Annotated in this window: 20 protein-coding genes; 10 read left to right on the top strand and 10 right to left on the bottom strand. The window is 65.9% G+C overall.

Annotation, left to right across the window (positions count from 1 at the left end):
* Positions 1–92 precede the first annotated feature (92 nt).
* Together NNX34_RS08565 and NNX34_RS08560 are read left to right on the top strand one after the other, a co-directional pair.
* Positions 93–806, top strand: a complete 714-nt coding sequence (locus NNX34_RS08565) for a TetR/AcrR family transcriptional regulator C-terminal domain-containing protein (protein WP_255766093.1) — start codon at positions 93–95, stop codon at positions 804–806.
* Positions 790–1,539 carry an SDR family NAD(P)-dependent oxidoreductase gene (locus NNX34_RS08560; RefSeq protein WP_255766092.1) on the top strand — a complete coding sequence of 250 codons (750 nt, stop codon included), beginning with the start codon at positions 790–792 and terminating at the stop codon, positions 1,537–1,539. The genes NNX34_RS08565 and NNX34_RS08560 overlap by 17 nt, the downstream gene beginning before the upstream one ends.
* Here NNX34_RS08560 and NNX34_RS08555 read toward each other — a convergent pair.
* The 4 genes from NNX34_RS08555 to NNX34_RS08540 form a co-directional block, all read right to left on the bottom strand.
* Entirely contained in the window at positions 1,536–2,882 is a 1,347-nt protein-coding gene (locus NNX34_RS08555; protein WP_255766091.1) for an alpha-amylase family glycosyl hydrolase, read from the bottom strand. The two genes, NNX34_RS08560 and NNX34_RS08555, sit on opposite strands and share 4 nt — an antisense overlap.
* Positions 2,883–2,981: 99 nt before the next feature.
* The gene (locus NNX34_RS08550; protein WP_255766089.1) at positions 2,982–5,033 is read right to left on the bottom strand and encodes a transglycosylase domain-containing protein; all 2,052 of its coding nucleotides are present in this window, start codon (positions 5,031–5,033) and stop codon (positions 2,982–2,984) included.
* 350 nt (positions 5,034–5,383) lie between these two features.
* Positions 5,384–7,015 (bottom strand): ribonuclease J, encoded by a 1,632-nt coding sequence (locus NNX34_RS08545; RefSeq protein WP_255766582.1) that lies wholly within the window; start codon positions 7,013–7,015, stop codon positions 5,384–5,386.
* Positions 7,016–7,281: 266 nt separating this feature from the next.
* Positions 7,282–7,515 carry a zinc-ribbon domain-containing protein gene (locus NNX34_RS08540; protein ID WP_227921905.1) on the bottom strand — a complete coding sequence of 78 codons (234 nt, stop codon included), beginning with the start codon at positions 7,513–7,515 and terminating at the stop codon, positions 7,282–7,284.
* A 96-nt stretch (positions 7,516–7,611) separates the two neighbouring features.
* Here NNX34_RS08540 and NNX34_RS08535 point away from each other — a divergent pair, with 96 nt between their 5' ends.
* The 5 genes from NNX34_RS08535 (at position 7,612) to NNX34_RS08515 (ending at position 14,297) form a co-directional block, all read left to right on the top strand.
* Positions 7,612–8,538, top strand: coding sequence for a glycosyltransferase family 2 protein (locus NNX34_RS08535; RefSeq protein WP_255766088.1), 927 nt, complete (start codon positions 7,612–7,614; stop codon positions 8,536–8,538).
* Positions 8,539–9,074: 536 nt separating this feature from the next.
* Positions 9,075–10,397 carry an HNH endonuclease signature motif containing protein gene (locus tag NNX34_RS08530; RefSeq protein WP_255766087.1) on the top strand — a complete coding sequence of 441 codons (1,323 nt, stop codon included), beginning with the start codon at positions 9,075–9,077 and terminating at the stop codon, positions 10,395–10,397.
* A 119-nt stretch (positions 10,398–10,516) separates the two neighbouring features.
* On the top strand, positions 10,517–11,137 hold the full coding sequence (locus tag NNX34_RS08525; protein ID WP_227921911.1) for an L-threonylcarbamoyladenylate synthase: 621 nt from the start codon (positions 10,517–10,519) through the stop codon (positions 11,135–11,137).
* 112 nt (positions 11,138–11,249) lie between these two features.
* Positions 11,250–13,583 carry an alkaline phosphatase gene (locus NNX34_RS08520; protein WP_255766086.1) on the top strand — a complete coding sequence of 778 codons (2,334 nt, stop codon included), beginning with the start codon at positions 11,250–11,252 and terminating at the stop codon, positions 13,581–13,583.
* A 141-nt stretch (positions 13,584–13,724) separates the two neighbouring features.
* Positions 13,725–14,297, top strand: a complete 573-nt coding sequence (locus tag NNX34_RS08515) for a hypothetical protein (protein WP_255766085.1) — start codon at positions 13,725–13,727, stop codon at positions 14,295–14,297.
* Here the strand turns inward: NNX34_RS08515 and NNX34_RS08510 are convergent.
* The 5 genes from NNX34_RS08510 to NNX34_RS08490 all read right to left on the bottom strand — a co-directional run bounded on the left by NNX34_RS08510 (position 14,250) and on the right by NNX34_RS08490 (position 18,975).
* Positions 14,250–14,984: a YqjF family protein gene (locus NNX34_RS08510; RefSeq protein WP_255766084.1), complete on the bottom strand. Its 735-nt coding sequence runs from the start codon at positions 14,982–14,984 to the stop codon at positions 14,250–14,252. The genes NNX34_RS08515 and NNX34_RS08510 overlap by 48 nt on opposite strands.
* Positions 14,985–15,022: 38 nt before the next feature.
* On the bottom strand, positions 15,023–16,327 hold the full coding sequence (locus NNX34_RS08505; protein WP_255766083.1) for a sodium:proton antiporter: 1,305 nt from the start codon (positions 16,325–16,327) through the stop codon (positions 15,023–15,025).
* A gap of 63 nt (positions 16,328–16,390) precedes the next feature.
* Positions 16,391–17,980 carry an ABC-F family ATP-binding cassette domain-containing protein gene (locus tag NNX34_RS08500; RefSeq protein ID WP_255766082.1) on the bottom strand — a complete coding sequence of 530 codons (1,590 nt, stop codon included), beginning with the start codon at positions 17,978–17,980 and terminating at the stop codon, positions 16,391–16,393.
* Between the two features lie 86 nt (positions 17,981–18,066).
* Positions 18,067–18,399: a hypothetical protein gene (locus tag NNX34_RS08495; protein ID WP_255766081.1), complete on the bottom strand. Its 333-nt coding sequence runs from the start codon at positions 18,397–18,399 to the stop codon at positions 18,067–18,069.
* Positions 18,400–18,522: 123 nt separating this feature from the next.
* Entirely contained in the window at positions 18,523–18,975 is a 453-nt protein-coding gene (locus NNX34_RS08490; protein ID WP_255766080.1) for a Fur family transcriptional regulator, read from the bottom strand.
* A gap of 179 nt (positions 18,976–19,154) precedes the next feature.
* Between NNX34_RS08490 and NNX34_RS08485 the strand changes: the two genes are divergently transcribed.
* The 3 genes from NNX34_RS08485 (at position 19,155) to NNX34_RS08475 (ending at position 21,163) form a co-directional block, all read left to right on the top strand.
* Positions 19,155–19,619 carry a GatB/YqeY domain-containing protein gene (locus NNX34_RS08485; RefSeq protein WP_255766079.1) on the top strand — a complete coding sequence of 155 codons (465 nt, stop codon included), beginning with the start codon at positions 19,155–19,157 and terminating at the stop codon, positions 19,617–19,619.
* A gap of 66 nt (positions 19,620–19,685) precedes the next feature.
* On the top strand, positions 19,686–20,276 hold the full coding sequence (locus NNX34_RS08480; protein ID WP_255766078.1) for a TetR/AcrR family transcriptional regulator: 591 nt from the start codon (positions 19,686–19,688) through the stop codon (positions 20,274–20,276).
* Positions 20,277–20,341: 65 nt separating this feature from the next.
* Entirely contained in the window at positions 20,342–21,163 is an 822-nt protein-coding gene (locus NNX34_RS08475) for an SMP-30/gluconolactonase/LRE family protein (RefSeq protein WP_255766076.1), read from the top strand.
* A 20-nt stretch (positions 21,164–21,183) separates the two neighbouring features.
* On the opposite strand, the gene NNX34_RS08470 is transcribed toward NNX34_RS08475, so the two are convergent.
* A complete protein-coding gene (locus tag NNX34_RS08470; protein ID WP_255766075.1) occupies positions 21,184–22,413 on the bottom strand; it encodes an acyl-CoA dehydrogenase family protein in 1,230 nt (409 codons plus the stop codon).
* Positions 22,414–22,475 lie beyond the last annotated feature (62 nt).

Raw genomic sequence — 22,475 nt, 5'->3', positions numbered from 1 at the left:
AACGGGTGATTGCGACGCCGGGCTGCCGGAGTGCAGCCGGATCGGGGCCGCGCGGTATACACTGTAAACTGTCGTCCACCGAAGGAACCGCCGTGTCCCGCAACCTGCCCCTCAGCCCCGCCGCGATAGCTGCGGCTGCACTCCGAATCGCGGACGCGGACGGCCTTGAGGCCGTCTCCATGCGCAGGGTGGCGGGAGAGTTCGGCGTTTCGGCGATGGCACTGTACCGCCATGTGGCGGACCGCAGCGCCCTGCTGCTCCTGATGGCCGATGCCGCCACCAAGGACTACGCCCTCCTGCCCGCCCGGGACCTGTCGTGGCAGGAAACCCTGGCACACCTGGCCGATGCCCAATGGCGGGCCTTCACGGCGCACCCCTGGCTGCTGCGCATTATCCTGACGCCGCGCCGGCTCGTGAACATGGCCACCCCGGACGAGGTGGAACTGGTGCTCTCCCGGCTGGGCTCAGCCGGCCTGAGCGAAGACGAAGGCTTCGACTGCCTGCTGGGCATTTCCGCGGCCGTGATCGGCACGGCGTCCATCACGGCCGCAGCCCACTTCGGAGCCCCGGGAAAGGCTGACGACTCCGATTCAAGCGGACACCCGCACTGGACGCCGGATGCCGTGGAGCAACACCCGCGGGCGGCCCGGTTCCAGGCCCAGGGCATCAGCTATTCGGGCTCACGCCGGTCACTGGACTTCTTCGTCGCAAACTTCATTGCCGGCGTCGAACAGCAACTCACCCAAGCTCCGGGCGCCCCAACCCGCCCGGTTTCACGGAAGGAAGAAAATGAAACTCAGCAATAAGACCGCCATCATCACCGGCGGGGCCGGCGGAATCGGCCAGGGCATTGTCCGGAGGTTCCTCGCCGAAGGCGCCAAGGTGGCCGTGGTAGACATCGACCAGGCCCAGGGCGACAAGCTGCTGGCCGATCTGGAGGGCAAGGGCGAGGTCATTTTCATCGCCAAGGACATTGCCAAGGCGGAGAACGCTGCGGCCATCGTGGCGGAAACCGTGGAGCGCTTCGGCGGCCTGGACATCCTGGTCAACAACGCCCACGCGTCCAAGCAGGCACCCATCATGGAAACCACGCCGGAGATCTGGGACCTGTCCTTCAACACGGGCACCATGGCAACTTTCCACCTGATGCGCGCCGCGTACCCGGAGCTGAAGAAGACCCGGGGCAGCATCATCAACTTCGGCTCCGGCGCCGGGATCAAGGGCCTGCCGAACCAGGTGGCCTACGCCGCGGCAAAGGAAGCCATCCGCGCCATTTCCCGCACCGCCGCAAACGAATGGGCCGCGGACGGCATCCGCGTCAACGTGGTTTCCCCCGTCGCACTGACCCCCGGCATTGTCCAGTGGAGCCAGGCCTTCCCGGAGGCCTACCAGGAAGTCGTCGACGGCGTTCCTCTGGGCCGCCTGGGCGATCCCGAAACGGACATCGCCCCCATCGTGGTGTTCCTCGCCAGCGAGGATTCCCAGTACCTGACCGGGCAGACCCTCATGGCCGACGGCGGCACCATCAAGCTCTACTAGCCGGCAGCCGGGGCCGGGCCGAGTATTGCCCAGCCCTTCGCCGGCAGGGCCAGCTGCCTGCCCGGGACGTCCAGCCCGCCCGCGCCGGCCAGGACGTCCCGGGCAGCTTCGGGCACCTGCACGGTGACCGACGTGTCCTCGAGGTTCATCGCCACGAACAGTGAGTGGCCGGCGTCGAACACCTCGTAGACCAGCTGCTCGTTGGCGAGCGAATGTACCCGTGTGCGGGCGGCATGCACCCAGTGGTGCCTGCGGCGCAGCCCGATCAGTTCCTGGTGCAGGTGGTAGAGCGGCTGCCCCACGGCCGAAAGCTCCTCGGGGGAAGCCGGGAAGGACGGACGGATGTCGTCGTCCCCTCCGGCGCGGTCCTCCTTGTCGCCCCGGTAGCCCTGCTCGTCGCCGTAGTACACCGTCGGGGTGCCCGGGAGGGTGAACAGCAGCACCAGTGCGTGCGCGAGCCGGCCCGACGGCGCCAGCCGGCTGGCGATGCGGGTGACGTCATGGTTGCCGACAAAGGTCAACGGCACAAAGGTGTCCAGGAAGGTGTTGTGCCGTTCCAGCGCGGCGGACAGCTCATAGAAGTTCGCTTCGGCCAGCGAACTCCAGATGGCCTTCCACAGTTCGTACTGGGTCACCGAATCCAGGTGTCCGGCACGCACGTCCTCCGGGTAGTTCCCGTGGATGTACTCCCCCACGAAATACGCGTCGGGGAACTCCGTGCGGACCTCGTCCAGGACCTTCGCCCAGAACGGTGACGGCACCGCGTAAGCGGCGTCCAGCCGCCAGCCGTCCGCGCCGCGGCGCAGCCAGTGCTTCATCACGTCGGCCACGAAATCCGCGACGGCGGGCTCGGCATGGTTCAGGGCCACCAGGTGGTGGTGGCCCTCGAAGTCTTTGTAGTCCGGTTCGGTTCCCGGCGTCCAGCCGTCCGGCCAGATAAAACCGAACCAGTCCGCCGTCGTCGCCCCCGGGCCCTGCTCGAGCGCCTGGCGGAAGGGGGCGAAGGAGCGGCCGGTGTGGTTGAAGACGCCGTCGAGGAGCACCCTGATGCCGCGTGCGTGCGCCTGGGCCACCAATTCGTCGAAGTCGGCATCGTCGCCCAGCCGGGAATCTATCCGGTAATAGTCGGTGGTGTCATACCCGTGGGTTTCGGAGGCAAACACCGGTCCGAGCGCGAGGCCGGAGGCCCCCATCTCCACGAGGTAATCGAGCCACGGAACCAGCTGCGTCAGTCCGTGCCGCGCCGGGGCCTGCTCCGGGAGTGCGGCCTTTTCCGCTCCGGCAAAGCCCAGCGGATAGACCTGCCACCACACCACATGCTCCACCCAGTCCGGCGTCGTCATATGTTTCTCATCCCTTCGCGCTGCGGAGTACTGCCTCCTAACAGTCTGCCATCAGCACGCTTACCTTCGGGAATTTCCTCCCGGCACCTGCATCCAGGCCTAGAGCATGCTCTCCGGGACGGAGGGGAAGTCCTTCGCTTCGTAGAGCTTGGCGACGGCGGTCATGTAGTCGGTCCACTGGGCACCGGCGATCGCGGAGCCGTCCACGTAAGAGCGGGTGACGCCGTTGATTTCCTGATCATTCAGGGAGGAGTAGGAGTTCCAGTTCCCCACCCAGGACGCCGTCGCGATGCCGGTGGTGTAGCCGACGGTCCAGGTCTGCTCGGACATGTCCGTGGTGCCGGTCTTGGCCGCGGCAGGGACGCCGATGGGGTGGATGCTGCCCGGTGAGCCCTCAACCAGTTTCTGCAGCGGCTGCGTCACGGCAGCGGCCACGTCCTCGCTGATGGCGCGGGTGCATTCGCCGCCGGCGACGTCGTAGGCGTTGCCGGAGCCGTCGGTGACTTCGGTCAGCGCGGTGGGTGTGCAGTACTCGCCGCCGCTGGCAAAGGTGGCGTAGGCCGAAGCGATGGTCAGCGGGGAGACTTCCTGGCCGCCGAGGACAAAGGAGGGACTGGTGACTTCCAGGGGTTCACCGTCCACTGCGCGGTGGACACCCATGCTGGTGGCAGTATCCCGGATGTCGCACAGGTCGAGCTGGGCTGCCTGCGCCACGGTGGCGGTGTTGACGGACTGCCGCAGGCCGTCCGCAACGGTCATCTTCTTCTCGTAGCCCTCGGAGGCGTTCTTGAATTTCCATTCATCGAACTCCGCATTCGGACCGAGGCAGCTGGCCTTCCAGTCGAAACCTGCCGGGTACGACGTACGCGTGGCGTCGATGGTGTCGTTGAGGCCGTGGCCGGCCGCCAGCCAGGCGGCGGTGGTGAACGGCTTCATGGTGGAACCGGGCTGGAACCCGTAGGGAGTGCCGCCCATGTCTGCGTCCACATTGAAGTTGAGCTGGGTTTTACCGTCGCCCAGCTCCGGCGTGTACTCGGTGTTCTGGGCCATGGCAAGAATTTTGCCCGTGCCCGGTTCCACGGAGACTATGGCCGAGCCGGCCCCGGAGGGATCCCCCACCGGAACCTGGGCTTCGACCTGCTTCTGCGCCTGCGACTGCAGCCGCGAGTCCAGCGTGGTCCGGATGGTCAACCCGCCCCGTGCCAGGAGCTTGGCGCGCTCTTCGACGTCGGCACCGAAGGCTTCCGACTGCAGGATGGTCTGTTCCACGTAGCTGCAGAAATACTGGGCCGTTTCGGCTCCCGTACATCCCGAGGTCACTGTCTGCGGGTTCAGGTCCAGTCCACTCGCCACCGCTTCGTCATACTCGGCCTGGCTGATCTTGTCGTTCTTCAGCATGGCCGCGAGCACGATGTCCCGGCGTGCCTGCGTTCCTTCGGGATTGGTGAACGGGTTGTAGTGGCTGGGCGACTGCACCATGCCGGCCAGCATCGCCGACTGTGCCGGGGTCAGCTCCGAAGCGGAGATACCGAAGTAGCTCTGGGCCGCGGCTTCCACGCCGTAGGTCTGTCCGCCGAAGAGGACGATGTTGAGGTAGCCCTCCAGGATCTCTTCCTTGGAGTACTGCTTTTCGACGGCGACGGCGAGTTTGGCTTCACGCAGTTTGTCGCCGAGGTCCTTGGTGCCGCTCAGGGTGAGGTCGCTGCCGCCCTTGCCGGAGGCAATGTCCCGGCTGATGAGCACGTTGTTCACGTACTGCATGGTCAGGGTGGAGGCGCCCTGCGTGTGCGAACCGGCCGCGTTGGAGGCAACGGCACGGGCAACGCCCTTGAAATCAATGCCGTTGTGCTCGAAGAAGCGTGCGTCCTCGATGGAGACGATGGCGTCCTGCATGCTCTGCGACATCTCGTCCAGCTCCACCGGAACCCGGTTCTGGGCATAGAAGGTGGCCAGCAGGACGCCGTCGGCGCTGTAGATCTTTGATCCCTCATCCAGGGGTCCGGTTTCCAGCTCGTCGGGCAGCTGGTCCAGCACTCCGACGGCCATGTCCGTGCCCGTGGCTGCTACTGCCGCCATGGGGATCAGGGTGCTGGCTGCCAACACGCCGGCCAGCAGGCTGACGAGGAGGAACGCGACTAACCGTCCGGGCACGGAAAGTCTCTCGAGGAATGAGGATTTGGGGGGACGCATCCGTACAAGTTATCGACATTGCCTGAGAAGGATCTTGACCGTATGGGTCACATCGGGTAAAGGACGGATGGAAGCGGCGTCCGGAATCAGGCCGGAATCCCGCTCCAGCATTGGGATCGGGCCGCTGCCGGTCCACGCTGCGGGCAACCGGCAGCGGGACCGGCCCGGAACCCCCGCGAGAACAAGATCACAGCAAACCCGCACTTCCGGGAGTGCAAAAGGAGGGGCCGCAAGCCGCTGATGCGACTTACGGCCCCTCCTTCTTTGTGTTGGCTAAAGCGTGTTGGCTAAGGCCTCACAGCAACGGTGCTTTAGGCGTCGACGACAATCGAGGTGATGGCCGGGGTGCGGTTGTAGAAGCGGCGCATCCAGTTGGCGACGGCGCGCTCGATGATGTCTTCGAGGTCCTCGCCCTTCGCGCCGCGGCGGTTACCGGCGTTGGCCAGGGCCTTTTCCACGGCATCCTCGGCCTTGGGCAGGTCCTCGGACTTGATGGTGAAACCCTTGGTGAAGAACTCAGCCGGCTCGGCAATGGTGCCCGTGTCGGCGTCGACCAGGGCCAGCACCGTCACGGCACCTTCCTCGGCCAGCTGCATGCGTTCCTTCAGCGTTTCCTCAGTGGTGTGGCCAACGCTGTCGCCGTCCACGAAGACCAGGTCCACCTGGTGCTTGCCGGAGATCGTGGCGCGGCCGCGGCGCAGGTCCACGGTCATGCCGTTCTCGGCGATGACGACGTCCCGGGGATCCATTCCGGTGGCCTCTGCGATGGCTCCGTTAGCTTTGAGGTGGCGCCATTCGCCGTGCACCGGCATCACGTTGCGCGGCTTGACGATGTTGTAGCAGTAGGCGAGTTCGCCGGCGCTGGCGTGGCCGGAGACGTGCACCTTGGCATTGCCCTTGTGCACCACGTTGGCGCCGATCTTGGTCAGGTTGTTGATGATGCCGTAGATGGCGTTCTCGTTACCCGGGATCAGCGAGCTGGCCATCAGCACGGTGTCGCCCTCGTGGATCCGGATCTGGTGGTCCTTGTTGGCCATGCGGGACAGCGCAGCCATCGGCTCACCCTGTGAACCGGTGCAGATCAGCACCACCTTGTGGTCATCGGTGCGCTGCAGGGACTTGAAGTCCACCAGGATGCCCTTGGGGATCTTCAGGTAGCCCAGTTCCTCGGCAATGGTCATGTTGCGGATCATCGACCGGCCCACGAAGGACACCTTGCGGTTGTAGCGCTCGGCGGCGTCAATGACCTGCTGGATGCGGTGGATATGGCTGGCGAAGCTGGAGACGATGATCCGGCGCGGGGCGGTGCGGAACACGGTGTCGATGGCCGGAGCCAGTTCCTTTTCCGAGGCCATGAAGCCGGGAACCTCGGCGTTGGTGGAGTCGGTGAGGAACAGGTCCACGCCCTCCACGCCCAGCCGGGCGAAGCCGGTGAGGTCGGTGATGCGGCGGTCCAGCGGGAACTGGTCCATCTTGAAGTCGCCGGTGTGCAGCGCCATGCCGGCCGCCGTGCGGATGGCAATGGCCAGGCCGTCGGGGATGGAGTGGTTCACGGCGAGGAACTCAAGGTCGAAGCCGCCGATGGTGCGGCGGTCGCCTTCCTTGACCTGGATCAGCTTGGGCTTGATCCGGTGTTCCTTCAGCTTGGCCTCGATGAACGCCAGGGTCAGCTTGGAGCCGACAATGGGGATATCCGAGCGCTCACGCAGCAGGTACGGCACGCCGCCGATGTGGTCTTCGTGGCCGTGCGTCAGGACCACGGCGACGACGTCTTGCAGGCGGTCGCGGATGGCGGTGAAGTCCGGCAGGATCAGGTTTACGCCCGGGTGTTCTTCTTCGGGGAAGAGCACGCCGCAGTCGACGATCAGCAGTTTGCCGTCGAATTCGAAAACGGTCATGTTCCTGCCGATTTCGCCAAGGCCGCCGAGGTTCATGACACGCATGGTTCCCTTGGCAAGTTCCCGGGGGGCTTTCAGGACGGCAGGTGTTCTATTCACGGATGAGGGTTCTTTCGTTGGGGATCGGATTGCAGGTTGGAACGGCAGCCGTACGGCGGCATTCCGGAAGTCTGTGGTGCGGCCAGAACAGGGCCGGCAGCTGTTGTGCTTCTTTCATTCTATTGACTTTTCCGGCGCGCCGGGGACACCGGGCCCTCACGGAGAGTCTCGGAAGGGTTCGGCGGGTGTTTTCTTCCCGTGCCGGCAGCGGTTCAGCCCCGCTGGAGGGCGTTCTTCTGCGACTTGTTGATCCCGGTGCTGCGGCCGCAGTTGGAGCAGGTAAAAGCGTAGCGGCGGCTGGTGGTGAAGACGGGGATGAAGAAGAGCGTCAGTCGGTTGGCGCGCTCTTCCACATACTGCTCTCCGTAGACACCGCAGTACTGGCAGGTGGCCGGCCGCGAAAAGAGTGAGGAGAGCACGGTCTTGAATCCAATGAGCACGAACATCCGACCACTCTACGTCCCGCCGGCAGGCCGGGGCGTGCGGACACGCGGGTTTTACTAAGGTTGCTTATCACTAAGGGGCATGGATATCTTTCGGGCATGCAACACCGCCGCCCCCGGCTGGACGCCGAATACCTGCTTCCGTTGAAGTGGGCCGAGGACACCGGCCTGGATGAGCTGGTGGAATACCTGGAACTGCTCAGCACGCACCTGCGGGTCCTGGTGGTCGACGGCTCCGGCGACGAGCTGTACGCGCGGCACGAGCAGGCCTTCCCTGCCGGCGTGTTCCACTGCCGACCCAGGCACCCCGAGTGCGGGAACGGCAAAGTCGACGGTGTCCTCACCGGCGTCGACCTGGCCGAGGCGCAGCAGCTCATCATTGCCGACGACGACGTCCGCTACACGCCGGAGCAGCTGGAACGGATCTGCGCACTGCTGGAGGAGGTCGACGTCGTCCGTCCACAAAACTACTTTTCCTCACCCTCTCCCCTGCCTTGGCACGCCCGCTGGGATACCGGCCGCATCCTCCTGAACCGTGCGTTCGGTGCCGACTACCCGGGAACGCTCGCGGTGCGGACCGCAATCCTTCGGCAGGCGGGCGGCTACAGCGGGGACGTGTTGTTCGAGAATCTCGAATTGTTGCGCACCGTCCGGGCAGCCGGGGGTGCCCAGATGCGTGCCGATGACCTGTTTGTCGCGCGGCTCCCGTCCTCCACAGCGCACTTCTTCCGGCAACGGGTGCGGCAGGCCTATGACGATTTGGCCCAGCCCCTGCGGCTCGCTGCCGAATTGTCCTTATTCCCGGTCCTGTGCTGGAGTGCCCGGAGGCCCCTGCACCTGGCGGCATTGGCCGCTTCCGTCACGGCAGCAGCGGAATACGGGCGACGGCGCGACGGCGGCCGCCGAGTCTGGGGTCCGGCGTCGCCCCTGTGCGCTCCGCTGTGGCTGGTGAGCGTGCGGTGTGTGTCTGGCTTGCCGTGCAGTGGCGGCTGCGCGGCGGCATCCCCTACTCGGGTGTGCGGCTGAAGACTGCTGCGCATTCGGTGCGCCGGATCCGGCGGTCGTTGCGGGGGTAAGCGGGGGTTACGGGGTGAGCGGAGTTGCGGGGGCCTGCGAGCGCTGGAGGTGCCGGGAGTGTGCCTGCGAGCGCGAACGCCAGGGCTGCGGAGGTGGGCCGTGAGGCTGCGTCTGCGAGCGCGTTCCAAATGGGACGCCCATTGGACGGGGAGAACGTCAAGTATTCGACAGAATGCCTGCCGAATTTCACGGAACCGATGGCAGCGGAGGGCGGTGGTGACCAGACAGCTATCAGCCTGATTCACTCCGGCCTCGGGCCCGAAAGACAGGTACCAGGTCAGGTATTTCGTTCCTTCTCGGTGCCGCTTACCGCCGATAAACTCGAACACATGTTCGAATATCGTCCGGATGGACACCACTTATCTGCTGACCCTTCCCACGCCAGTAGAGCGTTGGTGAACGCATGGGTAGGCGTCTTGAGTGAGGAGGGCGACGCTGAGTATGCCCCTCAGCCGGACCCAGAGCTAATCGACCGGATTCGAGCCTTGGAAGAGCTGAAGGCAGCCGCGTCGGCAGCGCAGGCCCGGGCCGCCGCGGCGTTTGATGCCTCACAGCGGAGGAAGCAGGCGGTGGAGGGAGTATCCCGTGACAAGCAGGGTTGGGGCGTGGCCTCGCAGATAGCTTTGGCCCGGAGGGAATCCGCCAACCGCGGCGGGCGCCTGCTGGGGTTCGCCAAGGCCCTGACCCAGGACATGCCCTGCACCCTCTACGCTCTGAGCCACGGAAAGATCAACGAATGGCGGGCCACACTGCTGGTGCGTGAAACCGCGTGCCTGAGCAGAGAAGACCGGCAGCGGGTGGATGCGGAAGTGGCCGGAGATCCGGAGCTGCTGGAATCCCTGGGAGATCGGCAGCTCATTTCCCGCGCCAGGGCAGCTTCTTACCGGCTGGATCCACAGGCTGCCGTGAACCGGGCTGCCAAGGCTGCATCCGAACGTTTCGTTTCCTGCCGTCCCGCGCCGGACACCATGACGTACCTGACGGGACTTCTGCCGGTCGCCCAGGGGGTAGGCGTGTATGCGGCCCTGGTTCGCGAGGCTGACCGGCTGACGGCGGCCGGGGACGGGCGTACCCGCGGCCAGATCATGGCGGACACGCTGGTAGGCAGAATCACCGGTCAGGCACAGGCGGACTCCATGAAGGTGGAGGTCCAGCTGGTAATGACGGACCGGACACTGCTTGCCGGAGAGTCAGAGCCGGCATTCGTCCCCGGCTATGGCCCCGTTCCGGCGCAGTGGGCCAGGGATCTGGTCCGCAACCGGGGCGTGGCTAAGGAGAACGCGAGCAGGGGACGTCGCCAGGATCGGAGCGACAGACCAGCCAGGGATGTCCAGACCTTCATCCGCAGGCTGTACATGGCTCCGGCAACCGGCGAGCTGATCGCTATGGATTCTCGCGCACGTTTGTTCCCGACCTCCTTGGCCCGGTTCATCGCCGCACGGGACTCTACCTGCCGGATACCGTGGTGCGGTGCTCCAATCCGGGAGTTCGACCATGTCCGGCGGCACAGCGACGGAGGTCCCACCAGCGTCGGGAACGGACAGGGACTCTGCGAAGCGTGCAACCACGCTAAGGAAGCGCCGGGGTGGTCCGCAAAGGCAAGCAAACCTCCCGGCTCAGCTGCCTCAACAGGCGCGGCGGGCGGAGGCATGGAAGGCTTACCCCCGATACTCGCCCATACCGTGGAAACCTCCACCCCAACCGGACACACATACCGCTCCACTGCGCCACCGTTGGCAGGTACTCCTATTGAGGACGGCCTGTCTGCGGTCGAGAGGATAGTGGTGGACCTGATCCAGGCGGCATAGCATGCGGCATAGCTGGGGGCACAGCCGGGTCTCCCGGCGCTCGCGGAATCTCCCCAGCGCTCGCCGGCTCTCGGACCCTGCCAGTCCACGTCGGCGACGGCCACCGGTAGGCTGGGGAGATGGCCAGATACTTTGACGTACACCCGGAAAACCCGCAGCCCAGGGCCATCGGCCAGATTGTGAATCTGCTCGAATCCGGCGGGTTGATCGCCTACCCCACCGACTCCTGCTATGCACTGGGAGTGCAGCTGGGCAACCGTGAGGGGCTGGAACGCATCCGGCAGATCCGCCAGCTGGACGATAAGCACCACTTCACCCTGGTTTGCCGCAACTTCGCGCAGCTGGGCCAGTTTGTGCAGCTGGACAACTCGGTGTTCCGCAGCATCAAGGCCGCCACCCCCGGAAGCTACACCTTCATCCTGCCGGCGGTCAAAGAAGTGCCCAAGTGGCTGCTCCAGCCCAAGAAGCGGACCGTCGGCGTGCGCATCCCGGACAACACGGTGGTGCAGTCGATCCTGGAGGGCCTCGGCGAACCGCTGCTCTCCAGCACACTGCTGCTGCCCGGCGACGAGGATCCCATGACCCAGGGCTGGGAAATCAAGGAACGCCTGGACCACCAGGTGGACGCCGTCATCGATTCCGGGTTCTGCGGCCCGGAGCCCACAACAGTCATCGATTTCTCCGGTGACTCGCCCGAAATCGTGCGGCGCGGAACCGGAGATCCGACACCCTTCGAGTAACCCCGGCGGCCCGGAACCTTTATTGGTTCCTGCGGTTGACTCTCCCTCGGCGCGCACGAAGTCTGGCACGCGTCAGGGGGAACCATCGCTAGGCACTCGCAGGGGAAACCACATGAAGAAGACGGCTAAAACACTATCGACGGCGATATTGAGTATCTGCGTCCTGGCAGGATGCGGCGTAGGTACCGGGCTTCCGGGCATAGGCGGCGGGAACGGCCATCCCACCGGCTCCCCCGGGCCCACAAAGACTTCCACACCCACTCCCACCACAAGTCCGACTCCTACCTCCACCCCGACCCCCACCGGAACACCGTCACCGACCCATACGGGGACACCATCCCCGACCCCGACGCCGACAGACGACGACGGCGGACACGGTAACGACGACGCCGTCAACGTAATCCTGATGGTCGGCGATGGGATGGGGACGGCGCAACGCGACGCCATCCGGCTCGCGTCGGTAGGGCTGACCGGGGAACTGGCCATGGATTCGCTGCCCGAGGTGGGCCGGGTCCACACCAACTCCGCGGATCCCGGTACCTTCATCACCGACTCGGCCGCCGCTGCCACCTCCATGGCCACCGGGGTGAAAACCTACAACGGCGCCATCGGAGTGGACCTGGAGCAGCAGCCCGTGACCTCGGCACTGGAAATCGCCGAACGGCTCGGAAAGTCCTCCGGGCTGGTCACCACCGCCCAGGTTACGGATGCCACCCCGGCCGCTTTCGGCTCGCACGTTTTGGACCGGGATGAGCAGAGCGCCATCGCTGCCCAGTTCCTGCGCAGTTCCCACCCGGAGGTGATCCTGGGCGGCGGTGAGGATTACTGGTACCCGGCAGGCAACCCGGGCAGGTACCCAGACAATCCCGCAGAGGATGATTCCGAGGAAAGCGCCGGCACCGAGGGCAACCTGGTGGAAGAGGCCCAGGACCTGGGGTATGAATACGTCTGGGATTTGCCCGGCCTGCAGGCGGCAGAGGGCGACATGCTCCTTGGGCTCTTCGCCAACGAGGAGATGTTCCAGTACGGCGACGACGTCGAAGAGGCTTACGAGCCCACGGTTCCGCTGACCGAAATGACCCGGAAAGCCATTGACGTCCTGAATAACAACCAGGATGACAACGGCTTCTTCCTCATGGTGGAGGAAGAGGGCATCGACGCCATGAGCCATGTCAATAACGGGGCGTTGACCATTGAGTCCGGCATCCAGTTCGACAACTCCGTCGCCCTGGCCAAGGAGTTCGCCGAGCAGGACGGGAATACCCTGCTGATCACGGTGGGCGACCACCAGACCGGCGGTATGACCATCGAACCGCTGGGTGATGATTCCAACCCGGAGAGCCCGGTGCAGGAAGGACCGTTCGACGTCGCCAACTCCGACCAGCAGTTCCAGATCGATTGGACCACCGGCGGCCATACGGGCGACGACGTGCCCCTGACCGCCATGGGACCCGGCGCCGAGATGCTGACGGGCGTTTATGAGAACACCCGGATTTTCGAAGTCATGGCTTCGGTGATGCGCTCCGGCACGGAACGGGACTTTGACCTACAGGCGCACCGCGGCGGACGCGGCGAAGTAACCGAAGAATCCCTGGCGGCCTTCGCACACGCATTGGAACTGGGCGTCACCACACTGGAACTGGACACGCACCTGACCGAGGACGGCCGGGTGATTGTCTGGCATGACGACATCATCCTGGCCGCAAAGTGCGCTGATACGGCCCCTGCCACTTCCGGGGATCCGGAGTTCCCCTACGTGGGCGACCGCGTAGCGGAACTGAGCCTCCTGCAGCTCCAGACCCTGAACTGCGGCTATCAGCAGTTGCCGGGCTACCCGGAGCAGGATGTCGCGGAGGGCAACCGGATTGCGGAGCTGAGCGATGTGTATCGCCTCGCCCGGGAGTACGGTGCACGCAGAATCCAGTTCAATGTGGAAACCAAGGTCGAGGAAGGCCAGGCCGGCGGGCCGCGCAGTGTCGCCCTGACCGAGGCGGTGGTGGACGTGGTCCGCGATGCGAACCGGGAGCGCCGCACCACCATCCAGTCCTTTGACTGGTCCACCCTGAACCTGCTCGAGCGGATCGCCCCGGAACTGACGAGGGTGGCTTTGGCCAGCACGGCGGAGGACCTCGGCGTAGGCCAGCCGGGCGCAGCCCCGCAGCTGGGCGGAATCGATATAGATGACTTCGGCGGGTCCGTTGTCCGTGCCGCCCAGGCCCAGGGCTACGACGTGCTCTCCCCCATCTTCACCACGGTCACTGCCGAGATGATTGCCGAGGCACACGCACTCGGCATGCCGGTCATCCCCTGGACAGTCAATGAGGTGGCAGACATGCACCGGCTCATTGACCTGGGCGTGGACGGAATCATCACCGACTACCCCACCCGGCTGCGCGCGGTAATGGAAGAGCGGGGCTTCGACCTTCCCCGGGCCTACCGCCGCTGAGTTCCGCAAGGACTGCGGCAGCAAAGGATCGATAACACCGGACACCGTGCCGGGACCGAAGCCTCGGTCCCGGCACGAGTCTGTTTCGCCACCGCGGCATCCCGTTTCGGCCCGCCGGATCGCGGATGGCATGCTGAAGTAATGCCCGGTCTCTACATCCTCCCCTCCAGCTGGCTGCTCGACGCGACCCCCGAGGCGGTGTGGGAGACCGTGGCCAGCCCGGACATGAGCTGGCCGCGCTGGTGGCCCGGCTGCACGCTCCAGGACCTCGCCACCGATCCGCGCGCCGAAGCAGACGCCGAAACCGCAGACCCGACTGCGGAACTGCTGGCCACTACCGTCCGTCTGCGCTTCCGTGCAGCATTGGGCTATCACCTGTCCATCACCATCCACCCGACCGCCGCGGCCCGGCCACGGATCATAGAGTTCGACGCCGGCGGAGACCTGGCGGGCACCGGCCGGATCCGCCTGTTCCCCGTGCCGGCGGCCGCTCCCGGGAACGCCCCCGGTGGCGCGGCGCAGACCCGGATGGACATCGACTGGAGGGTTCGGCCCACCCGGCCCTGGATGCGCCTGCTCACCCCCGTGGCACGGCCGGTCTTCACCGCAGCCCACTCGCTGCTGATGCGGCAGGGCGAACGCGGCCTGCGCCGGGAACTGGCCGGCTCAGGCAATCCGTCGCGGACGGCCGAAGAAGGTGCGCACACCGGGTGAGTAATGCACGGTGTCCGGCGGCCCTTCAACGGGAAGCCCGGCCGCAGGCACCAGTCCATCGTGGAAACGCGTCAGCCGGGCCGGATACAGCGGCCAGGGCCGGTGCGAGTTGGGAATGAACACCGTCCTGCCTGCGAAGACCGCATGCAGGCCGAACCGTGCGGTAAGCAGCAGGGACAGGCCATCGTCCGCCTGCCGCGCATAGTCCGGCACCACGGCGAAGGACGAGCGGGGCTGTTTCCCGAACCGCTCGACGTCGTACCCCGGCTCCCGGCCGGAACGCGCGGGGCGGCAGCGGGACCAGACATACGGAATGTGCAGGGTGCGGGCAACGAGGACCGGAACCAGCCGGGAGGCGTCCAGGGTCAGGAAGAGCACCCCGCGGCTGCCGTCGCTGCCGCGAGAATACAGGCGCACGTTGATTTCGGTGAAGGACCCGAAAAACGGAACGGGGACCCGCCCGAATATCCGGGTCTCCCGCGCCAGGAACCCCACCAGCCCCACCCAGGTGGAACCGTGGAAGACATCCGGTTCGACGCCGGGCGGCATGTACGGTGCGGCAGCAGACGCGGGAAGGCGCCAGTGGAGGAAAACGGTTCCGGCCCAGGACTGGGCCATCAGTATCGGCGGCGTCACCCTTGGTCCCGCGGGCCAGGGATCCTCCGTGCCGTGGACGGGGGTACCCATGGCGCCAAGCTAACAGCGCCCCGGCCGGGCGGAAAGAGTTAGACGGCCGTATCCGGCCGTTCCTCGCCGAAGCGTTCCACGGCCGTCTTCCGGCGGATCCGGTCCAGCCGGTTGATCACCGGTGCCGCCGTGATTCCGTGCAGCACGATGGAGGAGGCCACCACCAGGCCCAGCAGCCCCCACAGCTGCTCGGCGCCGTCGAAGTTCCCCTTACCCAGTGCGTAGCCGAGGTAATAAAGGGAGCCGATCCCGCGGACGCCGAAGAAGGCGATGGCCATCCGCTCGCGGGGGCCCGGCTTGCCGCCCAGCAGGCCCAGCCAGCCGGCAAGGGGCCGGACCACCAGCAGGAAGGCCGCGGCCACCGCCATCTCGCGCCAGCCGATGCCGGACAGCAGTCCGCGGGCAATGGCGCCGCCGAGCAGCAGCAGCAGGACCACGGTCAGCAGCCGTTCCAGCTGCTCCACGTAGCTGTGCAGCACCCGATGGTAGCCGTGGGTACGTTCAGCGGCCCGGATGGTAACGGCACAGACGAAGACGGCAACAAAACCGTAGCCGTCCAGCATCTCGGTGATGCCGTAGGCCAGGAAGGTGGCCGCCAGGGCCACGAAGCCTTCGGAGTGGTTGGAGAGACGGATGCTTTCCAGCCGTGCGGAGAAGAAGAGGCGGCTCAGGACCTTGCCCGTGACGAGGCCAAGGAGGACGCCCATCCCGATCCGCCAGAAAACGTCCACGGCAATCCAGTGCGGGAACCAGTCCGACGGCGCCGTCCCCACCAGGCTCATGCCGATGGCGAGGTAGACAAACGGGAACGCCAGGCCGTCGTTCAACCCGGCTTCGGAGGTCAGTCCGAAGCGGACCTCGTCTTCGGCTTCGCCCTCCGAGTCCTCTTCCTCATCGTCGGCGGGTTCGCCTACCTGGACCTCGGAGGCCAGGACCGGATCGGTCGGGGCCAGCGCTGCGGCCAACAGGATGGCCGCAGCCAGGCCGACGCCGAGGACCCAAAGGTTCAGCAGCGTCAGGCCCAGCAGGCTCAGCGGCATGGCAATGCCCAGCATCCGCCAGGTAGTGGACCACCGCCGCCAGCCGACCGGGCGGTCCAGTGCGAGTCCCGCGCCCATCAAGGAAATAATCACGCACACCTCGGTCAGGTGCGTCGTGAATTCTCCATACCGCACCGGATCCGGGTCCGGCAGGTCCTTCAGGAGGCTGAACGCCAGGATTCCCGCGCCAAGGAACACCATGGGCATGGAAACCGGAACATTGCGCAGCACCTTGGGCAGCACGGCTGCAAGGAAGACTGCTAGGCCGGCTGCAAAGAAGACAAGGCTGGGTCCGTCGAACACCCCCCGACATTAGCGGCGCATCGGGCACCCCGACAGGCGCCGCGCCGAATTGGTGTCGGCGCCCTAGGCCTCGCGGATGGTGACCTGCCCCGGCTGCGCTCCGTCGGCACCGAAGACGAGCCAGCGGGTAGCGATTTTTTCGGTGAAGAACCGGTCGTGGCTGACCACGATGACGGCGCCCGGGAAATGCAGCAGGGCGCGTTCCATGACCTGCGTGCTGGACATGTCCAGGTGGTTGGTCGGTTCGTCCAGCAGCAGGACGGGAGCCCCCGACAGCAGGCACTGGGCCATGGCGACGCGGGCGCGCTGCCCGCCGGAAAGGTTGCCGATCTTCTGCACCAGGTCCGCTTCGGAGAACTGGAACATGGTCAGGAACCGGTTGACGGACTTTTTCGTGGCGCTGAAGGCGAGGGATCCCGGCAGCGAGTTGACCGCATGGGTGACGGTGTCGGCGTCGTCGAGTTCCGCCAGCATCTGGTTGTAGGAAACCATGGCCGGCCCCTTCGGCCAGGTGACCTCTCCGGCGTCGGGCTGTTCTTCGCCCGTGAGCACGCGCAGCAGCGTGGTCTTGCCGCTGCCGTTGGTTCCAGTGACCGCGATGCGGTCCCCCTTGTTCACCTCGAAGCTCAGGTCCTCGAAGAGGACCTTTTCCCCGTAGGACTTGGACACGCCGCGGACGCGGCCAAGCACGTCCTTGACGTGCAGGCCGTCGTAGATGCCGGTGATGATTTCGTCCACGGGCCGGGGCGCACGGGATTTCTTGATCCGGGCCAGCTGGGTGCTGAGCCGCCCGCCGGCTTTGGCCGCCTCGCGGCGGTCCGCAATGCCTTCGGCTTCAAAGGCCAGCAGTTCCGCCTCGTGGACGAACTGGGCCTGGAGGTTCTTCAAGCGGAACTGCTTCTGCACCACGTACTCCGCGAAATTTCCCGGGTATTCGTGCAGGTGGAAGTTCTCCACCTCCACGATGCGGGTCACGACGGCGTCGAGGAACTTCCGGTCGTGCGAGACGATGATGGCTGCTCCCCGGAAGTCGCGGAACCAGCCCTCGAGCCATTCGACGCCGGCCACGTCGAGGTAGTTGGTGGGTTCGTCGAGCAGGAGCACTTCAGGCTGTTCCAGCAGGATCTTGGCCAGCGCCGCACGGTTCCGCCAGCCACCGGAGAGGGCATCGATCGGGCAGACACGGTGTGCGGCGGTGAAGCCGAGGGTGGTGAGCACGCTGTCGATGCGGCGCGGGTAGTCCCAGCCGTCGAGCCGGTCCATGGTCTCGAACAGTTCGGACTGGCGGCGGATGAGCCGGTCCATTTCCTTGCCCGCGGGATCGGTTGCAATGGCTTCATCAATCCCCGCCAGCTCAGCCTCGACGTCCTTGATTTCCGTGAAGACGGAATCCAGGACCTCGGCAATGCTGGCCTGCCCGTCCAGTTCGGAGAACTGGGAGAAGTAACCGATCTTCACGCCCGGTTCCACGGTCACGGTGCCCGAGTCCGGCTGGACCTGGTCCAGGACCAGTTTCAGGATGGTGGATTTGCCGGAGCCGTTCCGGCCGATCAGGCCGATCCGGTCCTTGGGATCGAGCCGCAGGAACGCTTCACGCAGCACCTGCTTGTTCTCGAAGGAAGTATTGACGTCCTGCAGCCGGATCAGGCTCATGGTGTCCTCTCAAAGGGGTTGGTTTCCTCGCCCCGCGGGACAACGACCATTCATCCTATCGGCTGATGCCGCACGCGGCGGCGAGACTAGCCGCGCAGGGTGTAGCTGCCCTGGGGGCGGCGGTTGAGGTGCGTGGCGGTGTCCACGTAGCTGCCGAGGTTACGGGCACGGGTGAGCGCCCGGCGGCCGGTGGAGACGTAGGTTCCCTCGGCACGCGGGGTTCCCAGCGGGCGGCCGTAGCAGGTGGTGTAGGTGCCCGGACGACGGGGCTGGGTTGCCGGAGCGGACTGCGACGCCGCGGGGGCAACGGTGCTGCCGGTGGTGGCTTTGCGGGGTGCGGCGTTTTCGGTGGTGGCCGTGCGGGGTGCGGCGTTTTCGGTGGCGGCCGGGGCTGCGTTTCGATTGATCAAAGTGGTCATGGTGTCTCCTCAGTTGACGCTTGGGGTGAGACTCGGGCCGTGGCGGCAGGTTTTGGGCAGCGTTCAGCCCGGGATGTGTCGCCGTTGATTGGTGCCCGCCGTTTATTTGGGCGGTGGTGCGCCTTAGCGGGCGGAGGAATCCGCCTGCATGGCGCAGGTGCTGCAGATGCCGCTGAAGGTGACTTCGGCAGCCAGTACGGTAAAGCCGGAATCGTCCGACGGGGTCAGGCAGGGTGCCTGGCCGATCACGCAGTCGACGTCCTTGATGGCTCCGCAGCGGATGCAGACCAGGTGGTGGTGGTTGTCCCCCACCCGCGACTCGTAGAGTGCCGGCGAACCGGCGGGCTCTACCCGCCGGGCCAGTCCGGCCTCGGTAAAGGCGGACAGGATGCCGTAGACGGCCTGCGCGGAAATACCCGGCAGTTCCGACCGAACGGAAGCCAGGACCTTGTCGGCACTGGAATGCGGTTCCCGCTGCAGCGCTCCCAGCACTGCTACGCGTTGTGACGTGGATTTCAGCCCCGCTGACCGGATGTTTCCGGCCAGGGTTTCTGCTGTTTCCGCCGCGTTCTGCATACCTAAAACCCTAACAGTTGTTTTGATTGCCTCAAGACAACTATCGACCTTTTGCGCTGTGATTCCGGACGCTGTGACCGCCGCCGCAGGCGGTCATTGACGCGGGCTGAACGCCTGGACCCGCCCGCATAGGGGACGATGGGAAAGGAAAGCACTACATCACCGTAAGGACGAGGACCATGGGCACTTTGAAAGAACAGCTGCAGGCGGATATGAAGATGCACATGAAATCGGGCAACCGCGTTGCCCTGACCACCGTGCGCAACGTACTGGGCGAAATCACCACCCGGGAGAAGTCCGGGAAGACGCCGGTGGAGCTCGACGACGTCCAGATTGTGTCCCTGCTGCAGAAGGAAGCCGCCAAGCGCCGGGATACGGCCGGGATCTACACGGAGGCCGGCGAGACCGAGCGTGCTGCCTCCGAGACGGCCGAGGCAGAGATCATCGAAGCCTACCTGCCCGCACCCCTGACCCGTGCCGACGTGGAGGCCATTGTGGATGAAGCAATCGCTGATCTGCGTGCCGGCGGGGAAGAGCCCACGAGGCGGCAGATGGGACAGGTCATGAAGCCCGTGACCGCCAAAGTGGCAGGACGGTTCGACGGCAAGACCGTGAGCGAAATCGTCCGTTCGCGTCTCGCCTAGCGGCGGCCGGTCCCACTGCTACTCTGGTTGCTGAACGCTCATTCCGCTCATCATCCGGAGGTACAGGTGCCCGCAACAGGTACGGGCCAGCGCCTGCTGGATTCCGCCACGGAGGCCTTCGCGGCGAAGGGCTTCCACGGCACCACCACCCGCGACATTGCAACGGCGGCCGGGGTCACTCCCGGCGCCGTCTATGTCCACCACCGTTCCAAGGAAGAGCTGCTCTACAGCATTTCCCGCCTCGGCCACGAGCGGACCCTGGAACTGGTCCGCTCCGGTGCCGCCTCAAGCAGCGATCCGGTGCAGCAGATCTCGACCATGGTGCGTGACTTCGTCCAGTGGCAGGCAGCCAACCGCACCAAGTCCAGCGTGGTGAACTTCGAGCTGGCTGCCCTTACGGAGGACCACCGGGCCGAGGTGCTGAAGATCCGCCGGGCCGTGGACGCAGAGTTCCGGACCGTCGTCGACCGCGGACGGCAGGAAGGCGTGTTCGACGTCGAGGACACCGGCCTTGCCGTCCTCGCCCTGCTCTCCCTTTGCGTGGACGTGGCCCGCTGGTACCGCAACGACGGACGGCAGACAGCAGCCGGCATCGGAGAACACCACAGCCGGCTGGCCCTGCGGATGCTGGGCGCGGCCGGACCGTCGAAGCCCTAGGCCTGTTGTCCGCTTCGGGGTGCCCGTCATACTGGAAGCCCGAACCTCAACAAGCGAGGTGCAGCATGGCTGAACCGACAACGCTGGTCTCCGGGATCGGCATGGGCGAGTCCGCCCGCTGGCACGCCGACGAACTTTGGTTCGCGGACTGGACGGCGGGGACCATCTCCGCACTGAACCCGGACGGGGACCTGCGGCGGGTGACGGCGGTGCCGTCCTTTCCAATCAGCTTTGACTGGCTGCCGGACGGGCGGATGGCCGTGGTCTCCGGGACGGACCGGACCGTCTTCCTGGAGATTCCCAATGCGGGACTGGTCCCGCACGCGGATTTGAGCGGACTGTCGGAGCACCCCTGGAACGAGATTGCCGTGCATCCCTCCGGCAACATCTATGTGAACGGCTTGGGCTACGACTATTCGGCTGACCCGCAAAGCAGCGGGATCATCGCGCTCATCCGGCCGGACGGTTCAGTGGTGCAGGTGGCGGACGGCCTGGCCTTCCCCAACGGCATGCTGGTCTCCGACGACGGCGCCGCCCTCGTGGTGGCTGAATCCAACGCAGGACGCCTGGCGTCCTTCGCCATTGCAGACGACGGCGCCCTCACGCCTGCCGGGGAATGGGCAGCGGTTTCGGGCAGCGCTCCGGACGGTATCTGCTGGGACGGCACCGGGGGCATCTGGTTCGCCGAAGTGCCCGGCGAACGCTGCGTCCGCGTCCGGGAGGGCGGGGCCGTGGTGGAAACGGTGCAGCTGGACCAGGGCTGTTTCTCCTGCGCCACCGGCGGCGACGACGGCGGCCTGCTGTTTATGATGACCGCCCAGTGGCCGGAGGTGATGGATCCGGCCACCCCCGGCACCGGGCAGGTCCTGGGCCTGCGGGTGCGCTGATCTCCGCCGGCCCGGGACCCCTAGGCGAACGCGGACAGTCCGGTGATGTGGCGGCCCAGGATCAGTGACTGCATGGAATCGGTGCCCTCATAGGTGAACACCACCTCCATGTCGGTCAGGTGCCGGGCCACATGGTTCTCCAGAAGCAGGCCGTTGCCGCCCATGATGTCGCGTGCCTCCGAGCAGACCCAGCGGCCCTGCCGGGCGGCGAACATCTTGGCCATGGATGCCATGGGACCGGTCATCTTCCCCTGGTCGCCGAGCTCGTTGAGGCGGAAACAGGTCAGCTTGATCGCGGTGACCTGGGCGAGCATGTTCGCGAGCTTGTTCTGCACCAGCTGGAACCCGGCAAGGGGCTGGCCGAACTGCACCCGGTCCTTGGCATAGGCCACGGCAATCTCGTACGCGGCCACGGCGTGACCCAGCGCTTCCCACGCGACTCCCCCGCGGGTCGCGGCCAGCACCTTGTTGACGTCCTTGAACGAGTTGCAGTTCTCCAGGCGGTTCTCCGCGGGAATGCGGAGGTCCTCGATGACGATGTCCGGCTGCAGCACGGCACGCTTGCCGATCTTGCCGGTGATCACGGTCGCCTGGTAGCCGGCAGGGTGGTTGCCGTCGGCATCCTTTTCCATAACGAACGCCTTGACTGCACCGTCGGCCTCGTCTCGGGCATAGATGATCACAATGTCCGCAAAGCTGGCATTGCCGATCCACCGCTTGTTGCCGTTCAGGATGTAGGAATCGCCCTCGCGGCGGGCGGTGGTTTCCAGCGACACGGAATCGGACCCGTGGGTGGGTTCGGTCAGGGCAAACGCGCCGATCTTCTCGAACCTGGCCATGGGCGGCAGCCACCGCTGCTTCTGCTCCTCGCTGCCGAGCATGTCGATGCTGCCCATGGCGAGGCCGGAGTGCACCCCGAAGAACGTGTTGATGGAGCCGTCGCCCCGGGCGAGCTCAGCTGCGGCGGTGGAGGCGGCCATGCGGCTCATGCCCGGGCAGTCGTAGCCCTTGATGGTGCCGCCAGCGATGTTCAGCGCGGCCAGCTTGGGAATCAGCTCGTAGGGGACCTCCGCCCGCTCCCAGTAGTCATTGATGACCGGCAGCAGATCGTTGTCAACGAACGCCCGGACCCGGTCCCGCACGTCGCGGGCCTCGTCGTCCAGCAGCTCATCGAGAAGGTAGAGGTCGGCGTCGACGTCGCCCACCGCGGTGGGGTCGAAGGCTGGGCGCGCGGTCTGTGTGACGGTCATGGAGGCTCCTGACGGAAGGTACTAACTAATCGTTCATTTAGTATGAGCCGCGCCACAGTACT

The organism is Arthrobacter sp. zg-Y1116 (assembly GCF_024385485.1).
Taxonomy (GTDB): domain Bacteria; phylum Actinomycetota; class Actinomycetes; order Actinomycetales; family Micrococcaceae; genus Arthrobacter_B.
Note: the sequence above shows the minus strand (reverse complement) of the source record. Positions and strands in the feature narration are given on the sequence as shown.

Bases quoted from the DNA above. Each gene is read 5' to 3' on its own strand.
- NNX34_RS08560 (WP_255766092.1), top strand. From the start codon at position 790: ATGAAACTCAGCAATAAGACCGCCATCATCACCGGCGGGGCCGGCGGA.
- NNX34_RS08555 (WP_255766091.1), bottom strand. From the start codon at position 2,882: ATGACGACGCCGGACTGGGTGGAGCATGTGGTGTGGTGGCAGGTCTAT.
- NNX34_RS08545 (WP_255766582.1), bottom strand. From the start codon at position 7,015: ATGCGTGTCATGAACCTCGGCGGCCTTGGCGAAATCGGCAGGAACATG.
- NNX34_RS08540 (WP_227921905.1), bottom strand. From the start codon at position 7,515: ATGTTCGTGCTCATTGGATTCAAGACCGTGCTCTCCTCACTCTTTTCG.
- NNX34_RS08535 (WP_255766088.1), top strand. From the start codon at position 7,612: ATGCAACACCGCCGCCCCCGGCTGGACGCCGAATACCTGCTTCCGTTG.
- NNX34_RS08525 (WP_227921911.1), top strand. From the start codon at position 10,517: ATGGCCAGATACTTTGACGTACACCCGGAAAACCCGCAGCCCAGGGCC.
- NNX34_RS08520 (WP_255766086.1), top strand. From the start codon at position 11,250: ATGAAGAAGACGGCTAAAACACTATCGACGGCGATATTGAGTATCTGC.
- NNX34_RS08515 (WP_255766085.1), top strand. From the start codon at position 13,725: ATGCCCGGTCTCTACATCCTCCCCTCCAGCTGGCTGCTCGACGCGACC.
- NNX34_RS08510 (WP_255766084.1), bottom strand. From the start codon at position 14,984: ATGGGTACCCCCGTCCACGGCACGGAGGATCCCTGGCCCGCGGGACCA.
- NNX34_RS08500 (WP_255766082.1), bottom strand. From the start codon at position 17,980: ATGAGCCTGATCCGGCTGCAGGACGTCAATACTTCCTTCGAGAACAAG.
- NNX34_RS08495 (WP_255766081.1), bottom strand. From the start codon at position 18,399: ATGACCACTTTGATCAATCGAAACGCAGCCCCGGCCGCCACCGAAAAC.
- NNX34_RS08490 (WP_255766080.1), bottom strand. From the start codon at position 18,975: ATGCAGAACGCGGCGGAAACAGCAGAAACCCTGGCCGGAAACATCCGG.
- NNX34_RS08485 (WP_255766079.1), top strand. From the start codon at position 19,155: ATGGGCACTTTGAAAGAACAGCTGCAGGCGGATATGAAGATGCACATG.
- NNX34_RS08475 (WP_255766076.1), top strand. From the start codon at position 20,342: ATGGCTGAACCGACAACGCTGGTCTCCGGGATCGGCATGGGCGAGTCC.
- NNX34_RS08470 (WP_255766075.1), bottom strand. From the start codon at position 22,413: ATGACCGTCACACAGACCGCGCGCCCAGCCTTCGACCCCACCGCGGTG.